15 protein-coding genes are annotated in these 17,919 nt (G+C 59.6%); 10 read left to right on the forward strand and 5 right to left on the reverse strand.

The features are described 5' to 3' along the window. The first annotated feature begins 6 nt into the window (after window positions 1-6). From AC07N4_RS02345 to AC07N4_RS02365, 5 genes are all read left to right on the forward strand, one after another. Entirely contained in the window at window positions 7-2,376 is a 2,370-nt protein-coding gene (locus AC07N4_RS02345) for a hypothetical protein (protein WP_102620010.1), read from the forward strand. Between the two features lie 76 nt (window positions 2,377-2,452). Then, window positions 2,453-3,373, forward strand: coding sequence for a hypothetical protein (locus AC07N4_RS02350; RefSeq protein WP_096821436.1), 921 nt, complete (start codon window positions 2,453-2,455; stop codon window positions 3,371-3,373). Between the two features lie 19 nt (window positions 3,374-3,392). Beyond that, window positions 3,393-4,685, forward strand: a complete 1,293-nt coding sequence (locus tag AC07N4_RS02355) for a hypothetical protein (RefSeq protein WP_102620011.1) — start codon at window positions 3,393-3,395, stop codon at window positions 4,683-4,685. 3 nt (window positions 4,686-4,688) lie between these two features. Continuing rightward, window positions 4,689-6,506 carry a hypothetical protein gene (locus tag AC07N4_RS02360; protein WP_493064858.1) on the forward strand — a complete coding sequence of 606 codons (1,818 nt, stop codon included), beginning with the start codon at window positions 4,689-4,691 and terminating at the stop codon, window positions 6,504-6,506. Between the two features lie 30 nt (window positions 6,507-6,536). Then, complete coding sequence (locus AC07N4_RS02365; protein ID WP_493064859.1) at window positions 6,537-7,586, forward strand: hypothetical protein; 1,050 nt, start codon at window positions 6,537-6,539, stop codon at window positions 7,584-7,586. Window positions 7,587-7,629: 43 nt separating this feature from the next. Here AC07N4_RS02365 and AC07N4_RS02370 read toward each other — a convergent pair whose 3' ends face one another. Next, complete coding sequence (locus AC07N4_RS02370) at window positions 7,630-7,938, reverse strand: cupredoxin domain-containing protein (protein WP_493064860.1); 309 nt, start codon at window positions 7,936-7,938, stop codon at window positions 7,630-7,632. Window positions 7,939-7,952: 14 nt separating this feature from the next. Then, window positions 7,953-8,924: a metallophosphoesterase family protein gene (locus AC07N4_RS02375; RefSeq protein WP_493064861.1), complete on the reverse strand. Its 972-nt coding sequence runs from the start codon at window positions 8,922-8,924 to the stop codon at window positions 7,953-7,955. 154 nt (window positions 8,925-9,078) lie between these two features. Here AC07N4_RS02375 and AC07N4_RS02380 point away from each other — a divergent pair, with 154 nt between their 5' ends. Together AC07N4_RS02380 and AC07N4_RS02385 are read left to right on the forward strand one after the other, a co-directional pair. Continuing rightward, window positions 9,079-9,600: a sigma-70 family RNA polymerase sigma factor gene (locus tag AC07N4_RS02380; RefSeq protein WP_096821442.1), complete on the forward strand. Its 522-nt coding sequence runs from the start codon at window positions 9,079-9,081 to the stop codon at window positions 9,598-9,600. Continuing rightward, entirely contained in the window at window positions 9,593-10,339 is a 747-nt protein-coding gene (locus AC07N4_RS02385; RefSeq protein WP_493064862.1) for an anti-sigma factor family protein, read from the forward strand. The genes AC07N4_RS02380 and AC07N4_RS02385 overlap by 8 nt, the downstream gene beginning before the upstream one ends. 40 nt (window positions 10,340-10,379) lie before the next feature. Here AC07N4_RS02385 and AC07N4_RS02390 read toward each other — a convergent pair whose 3' ends face one another. The 3 genes from AC07N4_RS02390 to AC07N4_RS02400 all read right to left on the reverse strand — a co-directional run bounded on the left by AC07N4_RS02390 (window position 10,380) and on the right by AC07N4_RS02400 (window position 13,827). Then, a complete protein-coding gene (locus AC07N4_RS02390; RefSeq protein WP_493064863.1) occupies window positions 10,380-11,423 on the reverse strand; it encodes an alpha-xenorhabdolysin family binary toxin subunit B in 1,044 nt (347 codons plus the stop codon). 28 nt (window positions 11,424-11,451) lie between these two features. Beyond that, entirely contained in the window at window positions 11,452-12,651 is a 1,200-nt protein-coding gene (locus tag AC07N4_RS02395; protein WP_493064864.1) for an alpha-xenorhabdolysin family binary toxin subunit A, read from the reverse strand. 270 nt (window positions 12,652-12,921) lie between these two features. Beyond that, a complete protein-coding gene (locus tag AC07N4_RS02400; protein ID WP_493064865.1) occupies window positions 12,922-13,827 on the reverse strand; it encodes a helix-turn-helix domain-containing protein in 906 nt (301 codons plus the stop codon). Between the two features lie 162 nt (window positions 13,828-13,989). On the opposite strand from AC07N4_RS02400, the gene AC07N4_RS02405 reads away from it, so the two are divergent. The 3 genes from AC07N4_RS02405 (at window position 13,990) to AC07N4_RS02415 (ending at window position 17,872) form a co-directional block, all read left to right on the forward strand. After that, on the forward strand, window positions 13,990-15,348 hold the full coding sequence (locus tag AC07N4_RS02405) for a glutamine synthetase family protein (RefSeq protein ID WP_096821445.1): 1,359 nt from the start codon (window positions 13,990-13,992) through the stop codon (window positions 15,346-15,348). Window positions 15,349-15,485: 137 nt separating this feature from the next. Continuing rightward, window positions 15,486-16,574: a polyamine ABC transporter substrate-binding protein gene (locus tag AC07N4_RS02410; protein WP_192558052.1), complete on the forward strand. Its 1,089-nt coding sequence runs from the start codon at window positions 15,486-15,488 to the stop codon at window positions 16,572-16,574. Then, window positions 16,571-17,872: an NAD(P)/FAD-dependent oxidoreductase gene (locus AC07N4_RS02415; protein WP_493064866.1), complete on the forward strand. Its 1,302-nt coding sequence runs from the start codon at window positions 16,571-16,573 to the stop codon at window positions 17,870-17,872. Before AC07N4_RS02410 ends, AC07N4_RS02415 begins: the two co-directional genes overlap by 4 nt. Window positions 17,873-17,919 lie beyond the last annotated feature (47 nt).

Raw genomic sequence — 17,919 nt, forward strand, 5'->3', positions numbered from 1 at the left:
CATGACATGAGCGTATTGAACTTCCCCCGCATCTACCTCAACGGCCATATGTTCTGGAACCCGCCGACGGCCAACAACAACGATGTGCTGCCGCTCTATGACGCGGTGAAGATGGATATCAACTGGCCGTTCACCAGCTACTACGACATCACGCAGGAGAACGCGCCCACCACCCTGATGCCCTGGATCATTTCACCCGTGCAGCAGAATGATCTGCCGCCCTATGTGCAGCAGGTTCCGACCAACGGAAGCCCAAACACCTTCCCGTTCATACCCGCCGAATGGGACCTGTTTGGCGACAACGCCTGTGGGACAGTGAGCTACCAGAGTACCCGCTCGACCATTATTGGCGGCGAGTTGCAGGCCAACACCTACATTGCTCAGGACGCGCTGGTCGGCAGGGACTTCCAGCTGCTCGGCAATCCCTTTGGCAGTCAGAGCCCGACGGCCGCCCGCTTCGTCGATATCAGCCCGTGGCAGAACACCTTCACGGCGCTGTACTTCGACAAGCTGCAGCTGGGGGATGCCACCTGTGGCCTGACCCTGAACCGTCAATACCGGATGCTCGACCGCTTCCTGACGTTCAATTGGGCCGGTGACTTTGGCGGTCTGGCGTATGTCACCACCACCTGGCAGACCTGTTTTCCCCGGGACAATCTGGAATGGGTCATCGGCGATTCCGTCCTGCTGAGCAATCTCCAGCAACAGATGGAGGCTCAAAACGCTCAGGGCCTGATGTTCAGGTTCGCCACGTACCTCACCTGTTACGACAGGAACGGTGTGTTCAACGACTTCCCGTACATCAACACCCGCAACAATGACCCATCGGCGCTGGCCCGTATGACAGCGATGTATCAAAAGGGGCTGGACAACGTTTCCGATATTTTCTTCAACCCCGCCTACAACCGTACCGTAGCGACCCTGGGTCTGTGGTTCGACCACGAATACCCCACGGCACCCGCCGGCCCACGTCTGGTCACCGACCAGAAGATCATGGTCACTCGCCCCGGCATGTCTCAGCCGACAAGCACCAATCTGGGTGTGACATCGGCGCAGATCACCAACAACACGCTGTCGCTGGATCTGGCCAACACGTTTCCGTTCTATCCGCTGGACAAGAACGCCGATGTCCTGACTGCCGAGAAGTTCCAGGCCGGAGACTATAAGCTGGGCGTATCGCAGAACGGGAATTTCGTGCCGGTGGTCGACATCGGTTTCGATCAGTACCGACAGTCGGCATTCGACAAGCGCTCGGGCCTGCTGGATATCCCTCTCAACGCCACGCAAACGGCCACCTTGCAATCCGGTCCGCTGGAGTTGCAGCAACAGAACTCGACAGGATCCGTGAAGGCCGCCGTTCAGCAAGTCTGGACCGCCGAGGTGGTAGAAAGCGGCACCTTCGTCGACGTGAACGATCGCAAGACGCTGAACATCATGGTGCAGAAAAATGGTCAACCGGCCGCCAACACCACGCTCTGGGTGGTGGAATACGGCAACCCTTACAACGTGACCACCAGCGACTACTACCTGACGTTCAGAAACAACCCCGACTTCACGCTGTTCTACGACAACGCAGACCGCAACAAAAACACCGCCCACCTGCCACAGTTCAAGGGCGCGGCGCCTGTAGCGAACTACCTGGCCACCGGCAGCGGTCGTCGACTGGTCAATCTGGAAACCAAAGACAAACCGGTGGGCGTTCCGGTCAGTTATCAGTCATTCATGAATGGACCGAGCAAACCGATCACGGTCCCCCTGACCCCTTGCCTGGAGTTCGACGCCGGCGTCTACGTCAGTGGAACGCTGGATAACGATCAGACGGTGGATTACTCCTACGTCGCCACCACCACCGACGCCAACGGCATCGCCCAGGTGAGTTTCAAGGCTCTGGCTCCGGGTTTCCCTACGCTGCGCTTCATCGTCAAGGAAGGCACCAGCGACCCGGTCATCCCGTTCAGCTTCGCGCTCAACAAGGCTCAGATCGACTTCCTCACCCCACTACGCGTCCTGCCTCTGGACATGCAGTTGCAACAGGACTTCGTCAATTACTGGAACGACATCTACAAGGACAAGAATGCGCCCGAAGCGATCTGGGATGACTTCATCTACCCAAGGGTGCTCAAGACCTTCTACTACCTGTACCCGATCATGAACAAGTTCATGCCGCTCAACTCCCGCACGCGGGTGGAAGGCGCTGTCGATCAGTTGATCCGGCTGATCAGCAAGGAGTACCAGGAAGAAAGCACCCTCGCGATGCCCATCACCCGCGACCTGTCGCAAAGCCGGCGCGCCGTGCTGGAGTTGTGGGCGCAGAAACTGGTCAAGCGCAACTTCCCGCCCATGCCACTCCATATGAGTGATTACGACAACCTCTGACCCACGCTGCTCAATCAGGAAAGATGAGCCACTGCGGGAGTTCGCTCCCGCCGTGCGCTTTGCCAAGGAGTGACCCATGAAAGTCAGCCTCTTGAATCGTCTGTTGCTGCTGATCCTGCTGTTCAGTCCGCCTGTATTTGCCCAGGACACCGGCGCCGTGTACTTCACCATGGGGGTGCACAACACCGAAGGGTGTAATGAGCAGAATGGCAACTGCATCGCCACGCGTCTTCCCGGCGAGCCCTCCGATCCGTTCTTCCCGGCGTTCTGGATCAGCAACTGGACCATGTACCGGGTGATGCACAACTACGAAAAGAACCCGCCGCCCTACAGCAACCCACCTTCGACCCTGACGCCTGCGGACTACACCGTCTCTCGCGGAACCAGCTACTACGACACCACGTACATCCCGCCGGATGGCGACGGCTTCGGCGCGATGATGGAGCACTACGAGAAATACTGTTTGCCGATCTTCCCGATCAAGAACAACAACTACACCTGCTCGTTCGTGTCCCTGGGCAACAAGGCGTACTTCCTGACCTACCCGCAAGACCGCCCGAAAGACATGCCGGCCTGCTGCATGTTTTCCCCGATGAATCATCCGCCACGGCAGGACTTCATCGAACACCTTCCTTACAGCGCCGAGCGCAGTAAAAACCTCAACGGCAGCGTGCAGGCTTACGCCCTGGATCTCGATTCGCCGCAAGGTCCGATCCTGTTCGGCTATGCCTTCTACAAAAAAATGTCGGGACAACCGCCCTACCGGCCGCCGCAATCGTTCTTCTTTTCCGGCGATAGCAGCGTCGCCAACGCGCCGATCGTCAGCCAGAACTACACCGACTTTCACATCGCCAAACCGGACCCGGCAAAGACCTGGGCGCAGGTCGCCGCCATGTGCCCGTCGAACCCGCCGCCCTGCCAGTTGTTCGAGCCACCGGAATCGCAGAGCAATGGCCACAAAGCGCAGTGGAACAAACTCATGCAGCGTAAACCGTGATCAACGACGAAGGATCGCCATGAAAACCACATTCCGTTATTCCGTGATATTGCTGGGTCTGGCCAGCCTGCCGGTGCTGGCCAGGGAACAAGCCATGACATCGACGCAGGCCAGCCAGTTGAACTGCCAGCCGCCCAGCACCGCACCGGCCGCCACGGCCGGACAGGATCAGTTCGATCAATACAGCTGGCAGATGTTCATCGCCTTGAGCTGGCCGGCAAAGAACGGGCAGCGCGGCAATCCCGACTGCACCAAACAGCCCGGTGCGGCCGGCTACACCGTCTGGCAGACCTACAAGACCGTCGGCGAAATCTTTCTGCCGAATGCCGCCAATCCCGGGCCGTGGAATTCCCCGCAAATCGCAAAAAGCTTCAACATCATCAACATCGCCTCGTTGAAAAACAGCGCTCAGGTGAACGCCGTCGATCAGGCGGTCGGCGGCTGGTTGATCGATCAGGCCCGGAACCCGACCTACTACGACATCTCGGCCAACGAGACTTCGTACAACTACATCGTGGGCAACAACTTCTATAACGCCGACGTCGTTTCCAAAGCCAACAACATCCAATTCCCCTGGGGCGTCATCGAGATCAAATCGAGCTGGCGCATTCTCACGCCTCGTGACAACGCCCGCCGTTACCTGACCATGATCGCGCGCGTGGCCAGGTTCAATGACCAAGGCGAGAAGATCGGGGTCAGCGAGGCGTTTCTGGGGCTGGTGGGTCTGCACATCATCACCAAGGCGAACGGTTATCCGCAGTGGATCTGGTCGACCTTCGAGCAAGTCGACAACGTTCCGCCGAAGGTGCAGGTGAACGGTCAGTGGGTCGATCAGCCCGCGTCTGGCACGGCCTATTCCTACTTCAACGCCGCTGCGCCCGCCGCGACGCTCAACCAGTCGCCGTGCGACTGGCAGACTCAGGGCCCGCACCAGGTCTGCGTGCCCAAACCCGGCACCACGTTCCAGACCCCGAATCCGCTGAACCGGGTCACCCCGATCGCCGACATCACCAACCAGATCAACGCCAGTTACCAGGCCGACCCGGGGCTGCAAAAAAGCGTGTTGAAGTACTACCAGCTCATCACCACCCAACGCCCGCTGATGCCTGACAACCCCGGCAACCCGCTGGGTCAGCCGACGCCGGCACTGTCGGCCAACGTGACCATGGAAAGCTACATCCAGCCCAACAGCAGTTGCATGAACTGTCACTCCATGGCGACACCAGTCAAGAGTCCTTACAAGTCCGATTACTCCTATCTGTTCAAATTCGCCAATTCGCCTCTCGGCAAAACCATCAAGGACGGGAAATAAATCATGAGTATCCTCAATGGCCCGCGACTGAATTTCTGGGGTGGTATCCGCACGGATGTCAGTCTGCCGAACAATTCACCCACCATTCCTTATAACGGCGATGACAACTGGCCGATCTTCGACCTGACCACCTCGACTCTCGCAGCGGGGGCCCAGTCTTACACCGACGATCAGTTGAACAACATGATCAATGCGCCCACGGGCGACTACTACACTGCCGGCGGCTGGAATCATTACGGGCAGCATGTCGTCGACATGCAAAACGCGCTGATCAGTTCCCAGGGCAGCCCCGGCAGCGTCAGTACCACCGGGGATATGGTGGGCCAGCCGGTCTATCTGCTGGGTTCTGTGGACCCGGTGACCGGACAAGGGCCGGTATCGGGCCCGATGATGGTGGATCTCGACCCCACCTCGACCACCACCACCCAGATATTTGTCGGTGGTCTGCAAATCGGTGGCAGTAACAACATCCAATTGCTGATTCGCGCCAATACGGTTTGCAGCAGTCTGGATCTCGGCATGCGGGTGCTGCAGCCACTGCCGAGTGAGATGGATTCACCCGGCTCTTGCCGTATCAGTGGCACCTTCCAGCTGACCTTTCCCCTGAGCAGTATTGTCAGCTGGAACCAGAACAGCAGCGGCTTGCGATCGATCATCCAGGCGCCGGGGGCCACCGGTATCGTCCTGCGCTTCGTGATGTTCGAAATGTGCCCGACGATGACCACGCCCCAGCTGCAAGCCGATTATGCCGCCGGCAGAGACACCCCGAACCCGAGCATTGGCCGGGTCATCGGTACATTGGCTCCGGCGTTCGCCAATGAGCCGCTGAACTGCCAGGCGGGCCGTCAGATTGTCAATCAGGACACCGGCGGCACCGGCTACGCCGACCTGAGCAACGCGCAAATGCTGAGCGTCGACATGGTCAACATCATTCCGAAAGAGACGTTCAGAGTCGTCAGGGATGACATCACCAGCCCTATCGGACCTAACGGGAATTACGGTCCTGTGACCCTGGCAGCCGGTGAGACCACCCTGACTACACTCGATCCGACCAGCAGTCCCCTGTTCGACTATTACGTGTATGGCGGCATTGTCGATGTGCCTCTCAATACAACTCAGCAGTCTGCGGTCAGATCCTCAGCGCTGGCCATCAACGCCCCCGGCACGGTCGCCGGGACTACGTTGCAGGCAACAGAGTCCGTCTATCGGATCTATGCCGATCAACGCAGTGTCTATACCGAGGACTACCCACAGGGCCTGTCGATAACGCTGCAGGTCCGGTATCTGGGTGCTGCGGTGACCAGGACAACTGAAATCGATCTCACCGCCGCGCCCTCGGGACCGTATTACACGCAACAGCGGTACTGCGACTTCCTTTATTTCCCCCCGGCGTTGACGGTGAGCCCCGGTCAATTAGCCGTCACTTTCTCCGTCAACGTAAAACCCGCAGCAGCTCCCTTCGCCGGTTTCGTCGCCCTGACCTACACCGTCAACGGTCAGGAAAGCGGCACGTATTTCACCAACTTCCGCAAATACGCCCAGACCGACTTCGGCATCCCCAGGGGCACCACCATCACCTGGCAACTGATGTATCCGAACGTCCTGCGCTTTCACTACCTGGCATTCCCGGCCATGTCTCGCTACATCCCGCTGAACCAGCCCGACGCGATCATGGGCGCGAAGAACCCGATCCTCGCCCGAACCTCGGATGCCTACAAAGGCACCACGCTGTTCATGCCCGTGGTGCGCTCGATGTCGCCCTGTCAGCGGGCACTGCTGCGGGCCTATCTCACGGGCGAGCCGTGGCAACCGCCGCAGTAATCGCGTCCATCAGCCCATGGAGAGAAACCTATGACTGTTCATATTCCTGCGCGCCCCCGCGAGACCCTGCGCCCGAGCACCATCATCGCCGAAGGCCTGCTGAACCCTCGCGGCGCCTGCGTGCAAGCCGACGGCAGCCTGCTGCTGGTCGAAGCCGGTTCAGGCCTGCCGGACCAGACATTCAGCGGCCGCATCAGCCGACTGCGACCTAACCCGCTCAAGCCCGGCGCGTATCTCGCCCCTGAAACACTGGCGCAAGGTTTCCGCGCCATGAACATGCAGGCCCGCATGCTGCGCGATGAAATCATGGGGCTGTCGGACATCGCCTGCGGTGACGGGCGCTGCCTGGTCAGCCAGACCGACTATGTCGAGGGTTCGAAACTGCTGGACCTGCAATACACCCCGCCCGAGCCGCTGTTTCATAGCCGGGGCAATCTGAATGCGCTGTGTTATCACCCGACCCGCCGCAGTTGGCTGGCGGTCAAACCCGATACCAATCAACTGGTGGAATTCAGCACCGGCGAGGAGGAACAGGTATTGGTCCAGTTGCCCGATCTGGACATGGGCCAGGAAGCCGTCCCCGTCACGCTGGTGCACGAACCGGCGACGGACGCCGTGCTGATCAGCCTGTTCTCCGGAGAGCTGCAAAGCGATCCGAGCCGCAAAGGCATCGACTTTGATGATCAGGCCGGCCAGGTGATCCGGGTCTGGCCCGACACCGGCCGGATCGAAGTGCTGATTCGCGGCCTGCAGCTGCCTACCGGACTGGCACTGTGTCCGCAAGGAAACGTCTTGGTGCTGGAGCTTTGCAGTCGTCTTCAACAACCTTTGCCGCCTGACTGGAATGGCGAAACCCTGCATGGCGGCTTCACTCGATTCAGCGGGCGACTGTTGAGCTGCAACCTGCAAACGAGCGAAGTGACCGTGCTCGCCCGGGACCTGGATACCCCGTCCAACCTGTGCCTGGTGCAGGATGCGGTGCTGGTGAGCGAAGGCATGGGTTTGACGGGGCGCCCGCTGCCCACGCCGGATAACAAGGTGGTTGCGTTGAGCGGCAGGCTGCGCCGGGTGCAGCTCTGAAAACAGAAAAAGGGCACGGCCTCATTGAAGCCGCGCCCTCTGTTTACTGAGTCACCACTATCTTCCCGATCATCTGCGGATGCAGCACGCAGAAATACTCGAACTCGCCCGGCGTGTTGAACACCCAGGAAAAACTGTCATTGGTGTCCAGCGCCCCCGAGCGAAACACCTTGTGGGTCTCTGCCACCGTGTGCGGGATCTGATCGTCATTCACCCACGTCACCTTGGTGCCCACGGCCACGGTCAGATCCTTGGGGCCGAACATGAACTCCTTGATATCAACTTTCACCTCCTGCGCCCACGCCGGCATCGACAGCATCAGGCACAGCACAGCCAACAGTCGCGTTTTCATCTGGCTGCCCTCCCCTAGACCAGTGTCGAATCGATCAGCGCCAGCGGATGATCGCCTTGTGTCGCACGCACATCGGTGATCCCCAGATAGTTGCGCAACTGATCGGCCGCCACGGTCATCGGCCCCGGAGACGGCGCCGCGCCCGGTGCCGGTTGTGGATACGCCGTGCCACGGGCGGTGTGGAAGGTGATGTTGCCTTCGACCTTCTGGATGACCTGATGGATGTGGCCGTTCAACACCGTCACCGAGCCGTATTTGCGCAACATCGCAATCGCCTGATCGCCATCCTCGGTGCCCCAGCCCCATGGCTGATAGATCGTCCACAGCGGAATGTGGGTGAACACGACGACGGGCGTACTGGTCGAAACCGCGCGCAGATCATCAGCCAGCCACGCCAGTTGATCGGCGCCGAGCGTGGCTTCATGGCCGGCCTGAAAGTTGAAGACATTGACCAGCGCGATGAAATGCACGCCATGGTCATCGAAGCTGTACCAGCCGTTGCCTTTGGTGCCCTTGCCGTAACGTTCCAGATAGAGCTTGCCGCCGCCCTCGTCGAGGGTGTCGTGTTCACCGGGGATGTAATGCACGGTGGACGGCAGGCCTTTGAGCACCTGCGCCGCGGTGTCGAATTCCTCAGGCTTGGACAGGTGCGTGATGTCGCCGGTGTGCAGGATCAGCGACGGCCGTTTCGGCAGTGCGATGACCTTGTCGATCGCCACTTGCAGCGTTTTCACCGGTTCCGGATTGGCTTCCTTGTTGAAGCCGATGTGCGAATCGCTGATCTGCACGAAATGAAAGGTGCTGGCCAACGCCTTGGGGTCGGTGACGTTACCCGCCTCATCCATCGCAAACGCTCTGGGAATGCCGCCGCTCAATGCCCAGAGGACTCCGGCCCCGGCCCACGCCGAGCATTTGAGCAGCGTTCGCCGGTCAGGGTTGTGCAGCAGGCCGTCGGTGCGCAGTGGATGTTTTGCTTGATTGTCCATGGGGATGTCCTCGCTGGCGGACTACAGTGATGTAGCTGGCACCAGGTAGAACCACGCGGGGCGAACGTTTATTCCACGCTGCAAAACAAATTCTTTTCAGGGAATAAAACACGACGCATCACGGTTATAGGGGTGTGACGGTGCGGAAACCACTATGAATCGATTTGAGGAACTGATTGCGCCGCACCTGGACGCGGCTTACAACCTCGCGCGCTGGATCACAGGCAACGACAGCGCTGCACGGGACGTCGTGCAGGAAAGCGCCCTGCGCGCCTTCAGGTTTTTGCAGCGCTTTGCCGATGGCAACGCCAAGGCCTGGTTCCTGACCATCGTGCGCAACGAAAGCTACACCTGGCTCAAAGCCTCGGCCGGACGCCACTGGGTCGCTATCGATGACGAAACCGGCGATAGCAGCGATAGCGGCGGCGCACTGAGCCACAGCCAGAGCCCGGAACTGCTGGCCATTCACACGGAAAACGCGGCGTTGCTCCAGCAGGCACTGAGCGCCTTGCCGCCGGCGTTTCGCGAGGTCATTGTGCTCAAGGAACTCGAAGACATGCCCTACAAGGACATCGCCCTGGTGGTCGATATTCCCATCGGCACCGTCATGTCGAGACTGGCCCGGGCGCGTGCCATGCTCAAGCTGGAACTACTGAAGTTGCACGATCATGAATGAACTCCACTGCACGGTTTGCCAGACACAACTGCATGGCTACCTGGATCAGGAACTTGATCCGGCGATGGCTGCGGATGTCGCTACGCATCTGGCCACATGCGCTGACTGTGCGCGGCTGCATGATGAGGCCAAATTACTGAAGGTCAGCGTGAAACGCCATGCGCCGTATTACTCCGCGCCGCCATCACTGGCGGCCAGCGTGTTGGCCGCCGTTGCGCCTGCATCGCCGAGCCCGTTCGAACGCTGGCGAAAATGGTTCGCCCCGGCATTTTCCGCAGCGGCCCTGGCCCTGGCGATGGTGCTTTACGTGGCAACACCGGGCAGCGAACAACCGTTGATGGACGAAGCCGTCTCCAGCCATGTGCGCTCGTTGATGGGCCAGCACCTGAACGATGTGGTGTCGTCGGATCGCCACACCGTAAAACCCTGGTTCACCGGTAAACTCGACTTCTCACCGCCCGTCGTCGACTACTCGGCGCAAGGCTTTCCACTGCTCGGCGGACGGCTCGATTACCTGCAACACCAGACCACCGCAGCCCTGAGTTACGGCCGCGCCAAACACATCATCAATGTGTTTATCCTGCCGACAACGGACGCCGACAAACCGTCGCAGAGCCAGACGATTCGCGGCTTCAACGTGATTTCCTGGCAGGCCGGTCACATGCGTTTCGTGCTGGTTTCGGATGTGGAGAAAGGTGAGCTGGAGGCGTTCAGCCAATTGCTCGGAAATGGGGTCTGAAGCAGGCGCAGCCCATCGCTTGACCGACTGCGCCCGGCCCTCAGTTGATCATGAGGGCGTTGTAATCCGCACTCAGCGTGACCAGGTGCGTCTTGTACCGATTGATCAGCGAAGACAGATCGCTGCGCGAGTAGTCGCTGTTCTTCAGGCGCTCAAGTGCCAAGGCAAAGCCTTTCCAGACATTGGCCACTGCGGTGATCTCTTCACCCGCGACCCGCCGCTGACGGCTGATCTCGACGATCGCACTGGCATCCGACAGCACATCGTCAGCCGCTTGCAGATCGGTATTGAGCACATTCATTGCCTGGGAAATGCTCTGGATTTCCTTGTCCAGATTGTTGCGCGCAGTCGCCAACTCGCTGTACTTGATGCCATCGGACACCACGCCCAGCACTTTGCGCACCAGTTCGATGCCCTGCTTCACCGCCTCTTTCTTCGGGTTGGCCATGTCGATGCTGTCGAGCGCCTTGCCCGACGGGATCGCGTTCTTGTACATCTCGGCCAGATTGAACTCGCGAATCACCTCCTGAGCCTTGACCAGGGTGTCGCGTTGCTCCACACAGGTCGCCTTGCTCCGGCAGTGTTCATCCAGATGCGCCAGGATCCGTGCCTTGCGCTGTTTGGCAACGCTCAACGGCTCATTGGCGCGCTCACCGATTTCGACGCTGTAGACACTGCGCACATCGTTGTCCAGACGCTGCGCGCACTCTGTAAACCGAGCCTCCACACGTTCGAACATCGCCTCGACGATCCCTTTGATATTGCGGATTTCAGCGTTGAGCAAGGTCCGGTCTTCGGTCGTCAGGTCATCCCGGCCGAGGGTGTCGCGCAATTCTTCGAGCGCCGAGAAATAGCTGTCCCCGGACGCGTTGCTCAATGCGGTCAACAGAACCGGAAACGCTTCGCGCAGGGTCTGATCGGTGTTGTTCAAATACGCGGCGACTTGTTGCGCGCGTTCTTGCAGCACGTCGGAATGAACATTGCGAAAACGCGCCAGGGTCGAAATGTCGCGAATGGTCTGCACGATGCTCTTCACGTCGACCGTCGGGATATGCGGGGTATTGATGGGTGTAACGCCGTTCATGGCAATAATCCTCAAAGCGAATGGGCAATCAGTTGAATGATTTCTTGTATTCATCCAGGGCGGCATTGAAAGTTGCCAGCAACTCCCCGGCGGTGCTTTTCACATCACGCCACGGGTCGATCACCAGCGCGAACTCGGCCACGAACGTGGTCAGGCGCAAGGCATCGTTGATGCGCTCGAACTGCTGCGCCGAGGCATCGATCTTGCTGAGCATGGTTTGCCACATGGTGTTGAGGATGTTCAGCGCGGCTTCTGCGCCGGCCATGCGAATGCCGATATCACCGAAATTCGACATCGAACTCTCGATGGCGCTCTGCAGGCTTTGCTTGCCGCTGGCGCTCTCTTCCAGCGCATCGACCTCGGCCTTCAGAGCATTGCGCTCCTTGCGCGCGGTCTCGGCCTTGGGGCCGAAGATCGAACCGGAAATCGGCCAGAAGATCGGCAGCACGCCGGAGAACGACATGCCGACGTAATAGTCGTAGTCCTTGTCCAGCTGGGTGATCCGCTCCTTCTTTTCCTTGATGGTTTGTTGGGTGCTGGCGATCGACTCCACCAGGTTGTTGCGTTCCATCAGGTCGTATTTGCCCTTCACTTCCGACTGCAGGCCGAACACCCGCTTGCCGGTCGACAAATCACCACCGGACAGTTCGATCTTGAAGTTGGAGATGCGATCCTTGAGTTCCCGCGTCGCACCTTGCTGGCGCTGAATGTCGACATTCATCAGCTTGATGATTTCAGTCACTGCCGAGGCCACTTCGCCGTCGTCCGACGTGTACGTGATACCGGCCAGATCATTCCCGGTCATTTGTCCGAAGGTGGTCCTGACGCGCTCCATGATCGGCATTTCCTTGATCACGGATATGATTTCCCCGCCGCTGCTGACGATGTTTTTCGCCGCCGCCGCCAGATCGCTGCTCTGCTGAAGGATCTTGGTTTCAACCGCATCCCAACTGGCGGCGTGAATGCGGATCTTTTTGAACAGCACCTGGATGTCGGCCGGCTCCAGACCTGCGACATCGATCTTCTTGTACTTGAGGTACGACTCGACTTCCGGCAGGTCGCCGGGCAGCGACAGGCCCTTTTTCACGTACTGCTTGATCTTGATCACATCTTCTCGGGTCAATAACCCGGCATCGCGTGCAACGCCCGGATATTGCCCGGAGATAAGATGAAGTACCGCTTGCGGCAGGTTGTTACTGCTTTCCGACTCTTTCAATGGAACAGCCATCTTGAATGCCTCTATTCATACGGCCGGTGCAACCATTGCACCGGTCCGCAGAACGCTAGATGACTTTTCTGAAGGAGCAGAAGAAACAGAACGATTCGATAAAACCTTCGCAAGCCTTTGATTTTTATTTATTTAAATCAGAATAGTCGTACACATGAAACATCGAGCAACAGACGCCGGAAGGGTCTTACAGACAACGGTTACTTTCGGGCCGTTAAACACACGGCAATCCGTACTCAACGCAATAAAGCGCACTTTTCATAGTGCGCTTTATTTGCTCGAACGCTTGAGCGTCTCACTGGGAAGTTCATTGAACAGCGCCCGATAGCTGTTGGAAAACCGCCCCAGATGCCAGAACGACCAGTTCATCGCCACTTCGGCCACCGTGGTGCCTGAAGCCGCTCCCTTGAGTAACTCCCGGCGGGCACTGTTGAGCCGGCGCAGGCGCAACCACTGGGTCGGTGACATCCCCGTGTAGGCCTTGAAGGTCTGCTGCAGTTGCCGCAACGAAACGCCGGCGACCTGGGACAATTCCAGCAGATTGAGGGTTTCCTCCGGCGAATCCGCCGCCCATTCCCCCACCCGTTTCATGGTCGTGCGCTCTTCCGCGCGGCGCTGCAAACCGCCGCTGTCGAGGCACACGCAAGCGTTGTCGAGGATGAACAGGCAGTCCTCCAGCAACTGTTGGGTCAGTGCTTCTTTGCTTGGTTGATCAAGGGTTTGCGACAACTTCGTGAGGGTCGAGCTTAACCAGCGACTGAACAGCGCGTTCTGTGCGCCGTTGAGCGGCGCCATGAACAAACCTTCCAGCCGGGCCACGTCCAGGCCGTTGCGGCGCACGAATTCGGGGCCGAACACCACGGCGATTTCCTGGTAGTTCTCCGGGGTGATCCAGATGTTGCGGCTCTCTTCGTTCAGCAGATACAGCGCGTTGTCACTGCGATCGAAACAGAACGCCAAAGACCCCGAAGGCGCACTGAAATTCTGCTCGACCCGGGTGTTCATCTGTTCTTCGTAGACCTCCACGCCTTCCAAGTCCAGATAGCGGATTCGCCCGGCAAAATGCCCCGGCGACATCTGTTGGTAATGCTGGACCCAGCCCGGTGTGGCGCGAACCTGTTCGGCGACATCGGCGGTGTTGAAAGCTTGAACCTGTAGCGGATTACACGTTGTCATGGGAGACCTTGCGCACTCTTTTGGTGCGCTTTGGTGCTGCTTAAAGTGGATAGATGGAACGGCAAGGCCCGCCCAAGATAGTCGTCAACGCGCCACAGGGGAAGCCTGCGAAAGATGAAATCGCACTTCCCCCGCGTCAATAAAACCAACGACGAGGTCTTTATGAATGCCCCTTTCGATCAGCTGTTCACGTGGCTGAAAGATCACAAGATTACCGAAGTGGAATGCGTGGTCAGCGACCTGACCGGCATCGCCCGCGGCAAAATTGCACCGACCAACAAGTTCCTGCATGAGCGAGGCATGCGCCTGCCGGAAAGTGTGCTGCTGCAAACGGTAACCGGGGATTTTGTCGACGACGACATCTACTACGACCTGCTCGACCCGGCCGACATCGACATGGTCTGCAAACCGGTGAGCGATGCGGTGTACGTGGTGCCATGGGCCATCGAACCGACGGCCATCGTGATTCACGACACCTTCGACAAGTTCGGCAACCCGATCGAACTGTCGCCGCGCAACGTGCTGAAGAAAGTCTTGCAGCTGTACACCGACAAGGGCTGGAAGCCGATTGTCGCGCCGGAAATGGAGTTCTACCTGACCCAGCGTTGCGAAGACCCGGACTTGCCGTTGAAGGCGCCGCTGGGCCGTTCCGGTCGCGCCGAAAGCGGTCGGCAGTCGTTTTCCATCGATGCGGCCAACGAATTCGATCCGCTGTTCGAAGACGTCTACGACTGGTGCGAACTGCAAGGCCTGGACCTGGACACGCTGATCCACGAAGACGGCCCGGCGCAGATGGAAATCAACTTCCGTCACGGCGACGCCCTGGATCTGGCCGACCAGATCACCGTGTTCAAGCGCACCCTGCGTGAAGCCGCGCTCAAGCACAACGTCACCGCGACCTTCATGGCCAAGCCGATTGGCGATGAGCCCGGCAGCGCCATGCATTTGCACCAGAGCGTGGTGGAAATCGCCACCGGCAAGCCGATTTTCGCCAATGCCGACGGCACCATGAGCGATCTGTTCCGCCATCACATCGGCGGTCTGCAGAAATTCATCCCGAAAGTGCTGCCGATGTTCGCGCCCAACGTGAACTCGTTCCGTCGCTTCCTGCCGGACACCTCGGCACCGGTCAACGTCGAATGGGGTGAAGAGAACCGCACCGTCGGCCTGCGGGTTCCGACCTCCGGCCCTGAAGCGATGCGCGTGGAAAACCGCCTGCCCGGCGCTGACGCCAATCCGTACCTGGCGATTGCCGCGAGCCTGCTGTGCGGTTACATCGGCATGGTCGAGGGCATCGAGCCAAGTGCCGCCGTCGAAGGCCGCGCCTATGAGCGCCGCAACCTGCGCCTGCCGATCACCATCGAAGAAGCCCTGACCCAGATGGAAGAGTGCGACACCGTCGCCGAGTATCTGGGCAGCAAGTTCGTGCGCGGCTACGTGGCGGTGAAACGTGCCGAGCATGAAAACTTCAAGCGCGTGATCAGCTCCTGGGAGCGTGAGTTCCTGTTGCTGAGCGTCTGATTTAAACGACAAAAACCAAACCCACGATCGTTCCCACGCAGCGGACGCGGAGCGTCCATTGAGGCATTCCCACGCGGAGCGTGGGAACGATCAGCAAGAGTCGCCTGAAAAATCCAATAATTCGAAGAGGTGTCGATATGCGTCTGTTGAAATCCCTGATCCCCGCCGCTCTGGCCCTGGCGTGCAGCGCAGGTGCGCAAGCCCAACCCCAGGTCAGCGTCTACAACTGGACCGATTACATCGGCCCGACCACCCTCGCCGACTTCCAGGCCGGCAGCGGAATCAAGGTGATCTACGACGTCTTCGACTCCAACGAAACCCTCGAAGGCAAACTGCTCGCCGGTCGCACCGGTTACGACGTGGTGGTGCCGTCCAATCACTTCCTGGCCCGTCAGGTGAAGGCCGGGGCGTTCCTCAAGCTGGATCGTTCGCAACTGCCGAACTGGAAAAACCTCGACCCGAAACTGCTGGCCCTGCTCGAGAAAAACGATCCGGGTAACGAGCACTCGGTGCCGTACCTGTGGGGCACCAACGGCATCGGCTACAACGTCGACAAGGTCAAACAGGTGCTGGGCATCGACCACATCGATTCCTGGGCCGTGCTGTTCGAGCCGGAGAATCTGAAAAAACTCACCCAGTGCGGCGTGTCGATGATGGACTCGGCCGACGAAGTGTTCCCGGCGATCCTCAATTACATGGGCATGGACCCGCGCAGCGAAAACCCGGAAGACTTCAAGAAAGCCGAAGCCAAGCTGCTGAGCATCCGCCCGTACATCACCTACTTCCACTCCTCGAAGTACGTGTCGGACCTGGCCAACGGCGACATCTGCGTGGCCTTCGGTTACTCCGGCGACGTGTTCCAGGCCGCCAACCGCGCCAAGGAAGCAAACAACGGCGTGAACATCGCCTATGCGATTCCCAAGGAAGGCGCGAACCTGTGGTTCGACCTGCTGGCGATTCCCGCCGATGCCGGCAACACCAAAGAAGCCCACGCCTTCATCAATTACCTGCTCGATCCGCAAGTGATCGCCAAGGTCAGCGCCTCGGTCGGCTATGCCAACCCGAACCCGCCGGCCAAGCAATACATGGACGTCGCACTGGTCAGCAATCCTGAGGTTTATCCGCCTCAGGAGGTGCTCGACAAACTCTACATTTCCACCACCCCGCCCCAGTCGATCATGCGTCTGATGACCCGTTCCTGGAGCAAAGTGAAGTCGAACAAATGAATCAGTACACCCAGGAACACGCCCGCTCCTACTACGCCGCGTCGGCCCGGTCGAGCACGCCCTACCCTGCACTTGAAGCCGACCTGATCGCCGATGTCTGCGTGATCGGCGGCGGCTTCACCGGCGTCAACACCGCCATCGAGCTGGCCCAGCGCGGTCTCTCGGTGGTGCTGCTCGAAGGCCGGCGCATCGGTTGGGGCGCCAGCGGGCGCAACGGCGGCCAGTTGATCCGTGGCATCGGCCATGAAGTCGAGGGCTTCGCCCGCCATGTCGGCGCAGAAGGCGTGCGCTACCTGCAACAGGCCGGCGTCGACTCGGTGGAACTGGTGCGTCGGCGCATCGGCGACAACGCCATCGAGTGCGACTTGCGCTGGGGCTTCTGCGAACTGGCCAACACCACGGCGCAATTCGAAGCGTTCAAGGCCGAACAGGACAGTCTCGTAACCTCGGGTTATGCCCACGAAACGCGTCTGGTCGGCCCCGAAGACATTCGTCGGCAAGTGGTCAACGCCGGTGTCTACAAAGGTGGCCTGATCGACATGGGTTCGGGCCATCTGCACCCGCTCGATCTGGTTCAGGGCGAAGCGCGGCTGGCAGCATCGCTCGGGGTGCGGATCTTCGAGCAGAGCCCGGTGCTGGAAATCATCCACGGTGCGACGGTACAAGTGCGCTGCGCCTCGGGCACGGTACGCGCCGGCAGCCTGGTGCTCGGTTGCAACGCACACCTGGACGAACTCGAGCAACAACTCAGCGGTAAAGTCCTGCCCGCCGGCAGCTACATCATCGCCACCGAGCCCTTGTCCAAGGAACGCGCCGCCGAACTGATCCCGCAGAATCTCGCGCTCTGCGACCAGAAGGTCGGCCTCGACTATTACCGGCTTTCGGCGGATCGGCGTCTGCTGTTTGGCGGTGCCTGCCATTACTCCGGGAAGGATCCGGCGGATATTGCCGCGTACATGCGACCGAAGATGCTCAAGGTGTTCCCGCAACTGGCGGATGTGCGCATCGACTATCAATGGGGCGGCAAGATCGGCATCACCGCCAACCGCTTCCCGCAGGTCGGACGCCTCAAGCAGCACCCGAACGTGTTCTACGCCCAGGGCTATTCCGGCCATGGCCTGAACGTCACGCACTGGTGCGCCAAATTGCTGGGCGAAGCGATTCACGCCGGCCACAGCCAGGGCATGGACGTGTTCAGCGGCGTGCCGCACATGACCTTCCCCGGCGGCCCGGCGCTGCGCTCGCCGTTGTTGGCATTGGGCATGTTCTGGTATCGCCTGCGGGAAATGCTCGGCTGAACCTCGCGGCTTGAAGCGACCTGCACATTTGCTCTATCGCAAAGCAC

This window comes from Pseudomonas sp. GW821-FHT09E04, from assembly GCF_059416185.1.

Coding starts and splice junctions, on each gene's coding strand:
- AC07N4_RS02370 (WP_493064860.1), bottom strand. CDS start 7,938: ATGAAAACGCGACTGTTGGCTGTGCTGTGCCTGATGCTGTCGATGCCG.
- AC07N4_RS02385 (WP_493064862.1), top strand. CDS start 9,593: ATGAATGAACTCCACTGCACGGTTTGCCAGACACAACTGCATGGCTAC.
- AC07N4_RS02410 (WP_192558052.1), top strand. CDS start 15,486: ATGCGTCTGTTGAAATCCCTGATCCCCGCCGCTCTGGCCCTGGCGTGC.
- AC07N4_RS02380 (WP_096821442.1), top strand. CDS start 9,079: ATGAATCGATTTGAGGAACTGATTGCGCCGCACCTGGACGCGGCTTAC.
- AC07N4_RS02390 (WP_493064863.1), bottom strand. CDS start 11,423: ATGAACGGCGTTACACCCATCAATACCCCGCATATCCCGACGGTCGAC.
- AC07N4_RS02355 (WP_102620011.1), top strand. CDS start 3,393: ATGAAAACCACATTCCGTTATTCCGTGATATTGCTGGGTCTGGCCAGC.
- AC07N4_RS02345 (WP_102620010.1), top strand. CDS start 7: ATGAGCGTATTGAACTTCCCCCGCATCTACCTCAACGGCCATATGTTC.
- AC07N4_RS02395 (WP_493064864.1), bottom strand. CDS start 12,651: ATGGCTGTTCCATTGAAAGAGTCGGAAAGCAGTAACAACCTGCCGCAA.
- AC07N4_RS02350 (WP_096821436.1), top strand. CDS start 2,453: ATGAAAGTCAGCCTCTTGAATCGTCTGTTGCTGCTGATCCTGCTGTTC.
- AC07N4_RS02400 (WP_493064865.1), bottom strand. CDS start 13,827: ATGACAACGTGTAATCCGCTACAGGTTCAAGCTTTCAACACCGCCGAT.
- AC07N4_RS02415 (WP_493064866.1), top strand. CDS start 16,571: ATGAATCAGTACACCCAGGAACACGCCCGCTCCTACTACGCCGCGTCG.
- AC07N4_RS02375 (WP_493064861.1), bottom strand. CDS start 8,924: ATGGACAATCAAGCAAAACATCCACTGCGCACCGACGGCCTGCTGCAC.
- AC07N4_RS02365 (WP_493064859.1), top strand. CDS start 6,537: ATGACTGTTCATATTCCTGCGCGCCCCCGCGAGACCCTGCGCCCGAGC.
- AC07N4_RS02405 (WP_096821445.1), top strand. CDS start 13,990: ATGAATGCCCCTTTCGATCAGCTGTTCACGTGGCTGAAAGATCACAAG.
- AC07N4_RS02360 (WP_493064858.1), top strand. CDS start 4,689: ATGAGTATCCTCAATGGCCCGCGACTGAATTTCTGGGGTGGTATCCGC.